Raw genomic sequence first — 7,639 nt, 5'->3', positions numbered from 1 at the left:
AATATTCTTTATACACGAAAATGCTTAGTTATATTGTCTGATGGTAGTATAATGATTACGTCTATGATTTCTCATGAAAATAAATGGAAATGGGATACAGTTGGTAATAAGGATGTATTATATTGGTTTTTAATTCCAGAATCTCCAAAAGAATAAAAAAATATGACAAGAGAAGAACAAATAAAAAACGAAGCTACTAATTATGGATATAAGGTAGCTGCTGGAAGTCCCAAAAGAGGATATATTAGTGAAGCCTTTAAACAAGGAGCTAAATGGGGTGACCGATCCTACAGTATATTATGAGTAAAATTGTATTCTTTATAGTATCTGGAGTTTTACTGGTATTTATTATCTTTCTATCTGTAATGAATATTAAAGAGCAAATTAGAAGACATAAAGAGATGGTGGAAAGAATTAAGCTACTAGAGAAGTAGAACTTAATCTGTTATTGTAAAAGTAATAACTTTATAAAATGGTAAAAAGAGGTCAAATAAAAGAAGATCCCGAATCACATACCTTCAGAACAGAAGAAGAATGTTGGGAAGAGATAAAGAAACATGAGCCATTCGGTTGGGTAATTACTAAGGATAGCAAGCACCCTAGACATATATGTGCAATATATACCACTAAAGAAGATTTAGTTCTTAGATTTAGCGATATGCCTAATAAGGACTTCTGTGTATGGCTTGTAGAAGAACATTGCACTTTTCTTGATGGTTCACCTTTTAGAGTAAATGTATGACACGATATGAAGCTTTACAGAAAACATTAGAAATTATTAAGAAATATCCAGATATACAAGAAGATCTTAAAGAAATAGTAGATGCGTTATTATCTCCACCTTGGATAGGAGTAAATGAAGAACTACCCTATATCTACGCAGATATGGTAACTTCTTCAGGAGATAGAACTGAATTAGTTGCAGTTAAGAGAGAAGATGGGACGCAGGACTATGGCTACATGGTATATAAAGATAAATGGTACTGGGTTACTGAATCAAATAGTGATTCTCCAGTAGCCTATTGGATGTTTATTTAATTTTTTTTTCTTATGATTAGTTTTATTATTGGAATTGTAGCAGGCTATTTAGCTTTCCGAATTTGGCATTGGAATAGAGTTAAGTTTTATGTGACTAAAGACTTTAATGGAGAACTTAGACTATTTATGTGTAAGCCTAAAAGAACCAAAGAAGGTAGATGGTTTGCAACTAAAGAAGGAGTTTTAATAGCTACAGAACCAGACTTTGGAATGTATGGAATAGATCTAGAAGAATATAGAGATATTGACTTCGATACTCCAACATCAGTAACAATTAAAGTAAAAGATGGAAAGAATTGAACACCCTAAATATTACAATAGCGACCCTAGTGGAATTGAATGTCTTGAAGTAATAAGGCATAGGAATTTCAATATAGGAAGTGCTATGAAATATTTATGGAGGCATGGTCTTAAAACAGAAGAAGGAATAGCTGATAAAGATAAATCTATTGAAGATTTAAAGAAAGCTATCTTCTATATTAACGACGAAATAGAGAGAATAGAGAAGTATGACTAATATATTTGTACTTGTATTAGTAGGAGTAGCTCTCGCTGCAACTACATTTACACTCGCTATGTTTTGTATAATTGCATATAAAATATTTAAGAATGTACGATAAAATAAAAGACTTTCTTATTAATTCTGGTATACTAATGCTTTCATGCTTGTATCTACAATAGGATTTTTTCTTTTAATATCTATTGTATGTGGGTTTGGAGTATTTCTTTATTTGCCAATTACTATTATAGGCTTACTTCTAGTTAATATATTCTTGCTAGGGTCTGCTTGGTTAGGAAATAAAATTTCTAATATAATTATAAAGAAATTAAAAAAAAAAACAAAAAAAAATGAAAAGAGAGTTTAATAAGGAGGCACAGAGTGTTTTAAATAAGGTCTTAACTGATATTCATTGGCAAAAAATAAAACAGAATAAATTAATAGAAGAAGCTAATGAATTGCCTAGTACAATATCTAATTTAATAGGGGAATATGTACAGATCGGAGATAAGAATTATATGTTGGTTGGCAAAGCAAAGCAAGTGTTTTCTGATGTAGTATTTCTTTACGGTCCAGGATTATCTCTATACTCTTACCATGGCTTAGATGAGACTGGCTGTCTTATGGAATTTCGTAGTATAATGGTAAATCCGCAATGTCTTGATGATGTAAAAATAATAACAAGAGAAGAATTTAATACAGCAGTTCTAAGCTATGTAGATAAGTTCCTAGTTGATATTACTGAGAATAATTGGGTAAAAGAACACAATAAAATTTAACAATATGAGTAAAAAGTTATTAGAAGAGCGAAAAGAGTTGCTAAGTAGATTAGCCGAAATTAATTCATCTTTATCAGATGAAGAAAAAATTCAGTCTTTTATAGGACAATATATTAAGATTGATAGAAATTGTTATATGAAAGTAGATAAGGTAGAACCAGATTATGGGGATGCTATGTTCTATGGGACTGTTATTGACTTTAGATTTGAAGGATGTGATGATAGTAGTTTAAAGACTATAACTTTCATGGACGATGGTGAAAAAGAGTTTTGTGATAATGAGTTTGATAATGTTCCTATATTGTCAAAAGAACAATTCGATAAAATGGTTAGGGATAGAGTAACTCAAATATTAGACAAAATATAAAAATACTATGAATGATCTATCTAAGTATATAGGCAAAATAGTGGAAATACGTTTTGCTTATTACCCAGCAGACGCATTTGTATTAATTATTAAAGTAGATAATAAATTAAATACAGTATTTGGATATTGTGTTATTTATGAGGCAGATTATCCTATAACTAGAATAATCATTGACGAAGATTGGCATTGTGATTGTAATCAAAATGAAATAGGGAGGATTCTTACTAGAGAAGAAGCACAAGAGGTCTTTGATAGATGTAGACAAGAACTAGAAAACAGATTTGAAAATGTTATATTTAATAATATTCGGAATAATAGTTCTACTACTGTACATTAGATATGGATTTGAATTCGATGTAGTATATATTGAAGGAAAGAAACATATAATAGTATGGTATTGGGCTAGTACTGATCCTTTGACAATGTATAGGGATTATAAAATATTAATATAATGGATAAAAATGTTTCAACTGGAGATATAAGTCTCTTAGGAGTACTTACTATAGTATTTATTGTACTTAAACTATGTGGAGTTATTAATTGGTCATGGTTCTGGGTATTGTCTCCTATAATCATTCCAGCAATACTTATTTTACTATTTTTACTTATAGTATATGTGTTCTTCCATTACAGAAAAACAAGATAAGCTGAGAAAACAGCGAGATGAATTGCAAAAAGAAGTAAATGCAATTCAGAATAGAATAGATGAGTTAGAAATAGAAAAGTACAATGCTGATAAATATCTCAACTGTTATATAAAGACAGAAATAGGTAATACTATCAACATTATGTATGTAAAGAAGATAACAAGATTATCTTCTGGACCTAAATTTACTGGTCCAGTAGTTGAATATCATAGCTACTTAAAAGGAAATAATATTGTAAGTCTATATACAGAATACTCTATTTCTAGTATACCGTGGAAGAATTTAGGTAGTAGAATTACTATTATTACCAAAGAAGAAGCGGTTAAATTAGTAAATAAATATATTGAATTTGTTAATTTCTTTAAATGATTACTAAAAAGATTTATTAGAAAATGGATTTCAAAGTACTGGTTCATGGAATAATAGAAACTACTATATTAAAGCGGGCTTTGAAATAGTAGACCACAATGGAATATTCCGAACTGATGAGGATCATTTATCTGGATATGGTAAGGAAATTAAGACAATAGAGGAACTTAACAGAGTAGCAAATGCTTATATACTCTGGCAAATTTAGACTCTAACAGAGAGTATAGAACAAGATAAACAAGAGTTAGAAAAGCTAAAAGCTATAATAAGTACTAATATAAAATAGACATTATGAAAGCAAAACATAAGAGAGCAAATTTAGAAGCGGCAAAGAAGTGGTGGGAATCTCTACCACAAAGAGACAAGGATTCTACTACCAAGCCTGGAAGTATCAATCAAAGAACAGCTTATTCAGCATGATAATAGAAGAATCTGATTTTAGGTTAATTCCCGAAAGTGAGACTGTTCCAAAGTTTGATTTAGAACTGCTATATACTATTAAACCTAGAGGGGGAGAAGCTAGGACGGAGTTCAAGCCTAGCGGATATGGTATTACTTTGGAATATGCAATTAAAAAGATTGCTCACTTTAGAATAAGTCAGAAACATAAAGATGAAGCTATTAGATTATTAGATTATTTTAACGAATTTAAAAAAGAATTGGAAGATCTAAAGAAGCTATGTCAGATAGTAGATATGCCAATTAATGAAGACCCGAATTAATATTTATGGAAAAGAAAATTGAACCAGTAGATGTTCACAATGATGAACTAATGGTATCTCTTGGAATTAGAGTGCCTCTTTACTCTATTGACTATTCTGTATTTGAAAAGACTGATAAAGAGAAAGAGCAGCTACGAACTGAAAGGGCAAAGCATAAGGAAGATATGAGAACAGGTACTAAACCTATACCATATATTCCTATACAAGCTAAATTAGTTGTATATTTGAAGAAGAATAATAAGTTCCCTAACTCTACTTATTCTTCTATTTGTATGCAGCATGAAATATTTAATAAACTAGGGTTCTTTGCTGAGATTACTAAGTCTGGCAATATTAGAAACCTAGTTAGTAAATATTCTTATAATGGGAAAATGTATAAATCAGGAGAATATCCCTTCTGGCACTATTAAATATGAAGGTACACTTATAGAACAATTACCTTTTTATCTATATGAGCTTACTATCTATCTGTACTGGAAAGGAGGATGTGGAATAAGGTCTAATAAGTTTATTAAGACTAGTAAACCTTTAAACATAACCACTTCATGTATTAGAAGAAAATGGAAGAACTATATAGCAGAAAAGAGTATTGTTCTACTAGGTGCGCCTGTTGAATTTATTAATAATTTAAAAGAAAATCAAGTAAATGGACAAAGTAACCGAAAGAGTAGAAAGAGGAATCTTCGTTGATTTTAAAGGAGAGAAGCATTACATTACTGTTGTAGGAATCCGTAAAGAAGTTAATAACGGAGTGACACTAAGTATTGGTGTATCTATATGTGCTCCAGAAGATGAGTATAATGAGGAAATTGGTACTAATCTAGCATACGATAGAGCTACTAATAGTGAGCCTATTTTTACTGCTAGTAATAAGAAAGATATTAACTGCGCTTATATTGATGCTATTCTTAAATCCGAGATCGAATATATCAAGCAAAGACCTCAGAAGTATCTAAGAGATTATTGGAGTAAGTATGAGAAGTACAGGAAGGAAATTGAATTACTAGATGATGCAGAATATCCTATTTATAAGTATGAAGATGCTTACAATTTCTTCATTAAGAATCCAAAGGAATATATTAAATGGAAGAAAGCCGTAGAATTTCAGCTAAGAAAGCGTGGTTGCCATATTTAATAGTTACCCTTCTAATAGTATCTATTGGCTTTAATATATGGTTTCTTATTAAACCTAAACCAACTTATATAGATACTACTATATATGAAGAAGAACGAAAGGAATTACTGCGCGGATTAGATTCTATTAATAACTTAATTAACTCAAATAAGAATAACTATGAGAAAACTTGTAGTGTTATTTCTACTACTACTTTTAGTCAAGATTCCTTGTTTGTCACAGAATACCTTAACTCAAGACTCCATAAAGCTGAGTAGTGAGCAATTAAAGGAAGTTAGACTAATAATAGAAGAGAATAAGTTTCTTACTACAGAAAACTCTTTATTAAAAGAGAAAGTTGATAACATAGGGCAGCAGAATAGTATTCTTATTAAGGAAAATGAGGTAATTAAGAAAAACTATAATGAAGAGTTAAACCTAGTTAATAGGAAACTAAAGATCTCAAATGTAATAAAGATAGGTAGTATATGTCTTAATGTAGGATTACTTACATGGCTAGTACTAAAGTAAGTAGGGATAAATTTGGCAATATATTAAAACATCCAGAGAGGACTTGTAAAGAGTGTAAATTATATCCCTGTTTTCCAGAGATAGGATTATGTTCTTCTGATTTTGCCGCTTTTGGTTGTATTTATTATGAAGCCCGTAACCGTTCTAGCCGAACTAGTAGCAAAGGTAAATGACTTATATACTACTTATGTATTTGAGTGCCTAGATGAAGATGTTAGGAAATATTCAAAGTACATTATGTGTACTAGATTTCCTAACTGGGAGCATAGAGATATACAGATAGGAGAGATAGGATTCTTGAACTATAGGGAAGTAATTGCAGGAGTAGATAAATGGTTTGATGGAAAGGAATTTGTTAATTATAGGTATGATGGAATCCACTTTCTGAAATTTGTTGAAAAACCAATAGTCCAAGACCATAAGTTTGTTATTTAGATTAATCTTAAAAATAATTTATATGAAGAAAATACTATGACAGTAATGAAAGACAAGCTCATTAAGGCAGTGGAGGACAAGAAAAATGATATTAATCTGTTTGTTTGGAAGTTTCCAAAGAAAGCAGATAAAACTCAGGAAGAAATTAAGCTAGTAGATGCTACCCCTGATCAACTAATATCATTCTATAAGCATTGTCAGTCTATGCTTTATAGTGATGATAAGGTAAATCCTGGAAGATATACTTTGCTTAACCTTATTAATGAGCAGAGAAGAAAGTGTAATGTAGAATTGTATCTAAGGCAGCTGGAGGACGGATCTTTGTGTAGAGACGGGCAGCCATATCCAAGATACCTGTATTTCCAAGATATTCGGTCATTTATTGATCAGAATAAAGAGAAATTTGAAGGCGAGGATTGGAAATCTTTATCTATTTCTGCCGTTACTGGTGATATGCCTAGAGAGTACAAGAGAATCTCTATTAATGAAGTAATGGATGGTTGTCTTGATCAGCTTGGTGTACTATCTACTAAGCACATTACATTTAGCTTTATCTTGAATCTTGGTATTTGTCTTACTAATGCTGAACTTAAAGAGTTTGACGAGAAAGATAAGGATGGAAAGACTAGGAGTAAATTGGAAGTAATTAAAGAGAGATTGGGACTAAAGGATAGTGTCCGCTTAATGGTAAAAGATGGTGGACTTACTTACAAGGAATTTAGAGCTATGATTAATCTTAAAGCTAAGGTTAAATACTCTGAACTTACTCCCGATCAGCTTGTTACTTTGAGAAATAAAGTCTTGTTCCGTCTAGAGAAAGAAGTTCAATATCATATATCGCAATGGGAGGATAGAATACGTCAAATCAAGCTTGTTTGTAAAGCTAGAAATATTGAACTCCCAGAAATGGATTAGAATAAATGACTAGGGATGAAAGACAAGCTATAGCTAAGGATAAATGGTTAAAACATAATGGAATCGGGACATTAGTGCAACCTACTGGGTGTGGTATTATTTAAAAATGCCGTTTTACTAAGGAATTAGTAAAATTATTACTGACCAATATCGGGGAAAGCCTGGAATGGTAATCCCGAGATAAGTATAGAAATTAAAGGGTCTATACCATCGTACAGCGTAG

At 31.0% G+C, this 7,639-nt stretch carries 15 protein-coding genes; all 15 read left to right on the top strand.

Going from position 1 to position 7,639, the window contains the following annotated elements; translation table 11 throughout:
• The first annotated feature begins 162 nt into the window (after positions 1–162).
• The 15 genes from ACI3VO_RS14645 (at position 163) to ACI3VO_RS14575 (ending at position 7,416) form a co-directional block, all read left to right on the top strand.
• Positions 163–303 (top strand): hypothetical protein, encoded by a 141-nt coding sequence (locus ACI3VO_RS14645; protein WP_439758626.1) that lies wholly within the window; start codon positions 163–165, stop codon positions 301–303.
• 169 nt (positions 304–472) lie between these two features.
• On the top strand, positions 473–742 hold the full coding sequence (locus ACI3VO_RS14640) for a hypothetical protein (RefSeq protein WP_439758625.1): 270 nt from the start codon (positions 473–475) through the stop codon (positions 740–742).
• Positions 739–1,038, top strand: a complete 300-nt coding sequence (locus tag ACI3VO_RS14635; protein ID WP_439758624.1) for a hypothetical protein — start codon at positions 739–741, stop codon at positions 1,036–1,038. Before ACI3VO_RS14640 ends, ACI3VO_RS14635 begins: the two co-directional genes overlap by 4 nt.
• 12 nt (positions 1,039–1,050) lie before the next feature.
• Positions 1,051–1,338 carry a hypothetical protein gene (locus ACI3VO_RS14630; protein WP_439758623.1) on the top strand — a complete coding sequence of 96 codons (288 nt, stop codon included), beginning with the start codon at positions 1,051–1,053 and terminating at the stop codon, positions 1,336–1,338.
• Positions 1,325–1,555 carry a DUF3310 domain-containing protein gene (locus ACI3VO_RS14625; RefSeq protein WP_439758622.1) on the top strand — a complete coding sequence of 77 codons (231 nt, stop codon included), beginning with the start codon at positions 1,325–1,327 and terminating at the stop codon, positions 1,553–1,555. The genes ACI3VO_RS14630 and ACI3VO_RS14625 overlap by 14 nt, the downstream gene beginning before the upstream one ends.
• A 332-nt stretch (positions 1,556–1,887) precedes the next feature.
• Complete coding sequence (locus tag ACI3VO_RS14620) at positions 1,888–2,316, top strand: hypothetical protein (RefSeq protein ID WP_439758621.1); 429 nt, start codon at positions 1,888–1,890, stop codon at positions 2,314–2,316.
• 4 nt (positions 2,317–2,320) lie between these two features.
• The gene (locus ACI3VO_RS14615) at positions 2,321–2,683 is read left to right on the top strand and encodes a hypothetical protein (RefSeq protein WP_439758620.1); all 363 of its coding nucleotides are present in this window, start codon (positions 2,321–2,323) and stop codon (positions 2,681–2,683) included.
• Positions 2,684–2,690: 7 nt separating this feature from the next.
• The gene (locus ACI3VO_RS14610) at positions 2,691–3,020 is read left to right on the top strand and encodes a hypothetical protein (protein WP_439758619.1); all 330 of its coding nucleotides are present in this window, start codon (positions 2,691–2,693) and stop codon (positions 3,018–3,020) included.
• Positions 3,021–3,297: 277 nt separating this feature from the next.
• A complete protein-coding gene (locus ACI3VO_RS14605) occupies positions 3,298–3,699 on the top strand; it encodes a hypothetical protein (protein ID WP_439758618.1) in 402 nt (133 codons plus the stop codon).
• Between the two features lie 291 nt (positions 3,700–3,990).
• Complete coding sequence (locus ACI3VO_RS14600; RefSeq protein WP_439758617.1) at positions 3,991–4,119, top strand: hypothetical protein; 129 nt, start codon at positions 3,991–3,993, stop codon at positions 4,117–4,119.
• Positions 4,116–4,421 (top strand): hypothetical protein, encoded by a 306-nt coding sequence (locus ACI3VO_RS14595; RefSeq protein ID WP_439758616.1) that lies wholly within the window; start codon positions 4,116–4,118, stop codon positions 4,419–4,421. Before ACI3VO_RS14600 ends, ACI3VO_RS14595 begins: the two co-directional genes overlap by 4 nt.
• Before the next feature lie 5 nt (positions 4,422–4,426).
• Positions 4,427–4,831, top strand: coding sequence for a hypothetical protein (locus ACI3VO_RS14590; protein WP_439758615.1), 405 nt, complete (start codon positions 4,427–4,429; stop codon positions 4,829–4,831).
• Between the two features lie 236 nt (positions 4,832–5,067).
• Entirely contained in the window at positions 5,068–5,556 is a 489-nt protein-coding gene (locus tag ACI3VO_RS14585) for a hypothetical protein (RefSeq protein WP_439758614.1), read from the top strand.
• A gap of 636 nt (positions 5,557–6,192) precedes the next feature.
• The gene (locus ACI3VO_RS14580) at positions 6,193–6,501 is read left to right on the top strand and encodes a hypothetical protein (protein ID WP_439758613.1); all 309 of its coding nucleotides are present in this window, start codon (positions 6,193–6,195) and stop codon (positions 6,499–6,501) included.
• A gap of 45 nt (positions 6,502–6,546) precedes the next feature.
• Complete coding sequence (locus ACI3VO_RS14575; protein ID WP_439758612.1) at positions 6,547–7,416, top strand: hypothetical protein; 870 nt, start codon at positions 6,547–6,549, stop codon at positions 7,414–7,416.
• The last annotated feature ends 223 nt before the right edge of the window (positions 7,417–7,639 follow it).

The sequence above is a fragment of the Intestinibacter sp. genome, assembly GCF_051866655.1.
Lineage (GTDB): Bacteria > Bacillota > Clostridia > Peptostreptococcales > Peptostreptococcaceae > Intestinibacter.
The sequence above is the reverse complement of the archived record's forward strand: the minus strand, read 5'-3'. Positions and strand labels throughout refer to the sequence as shown.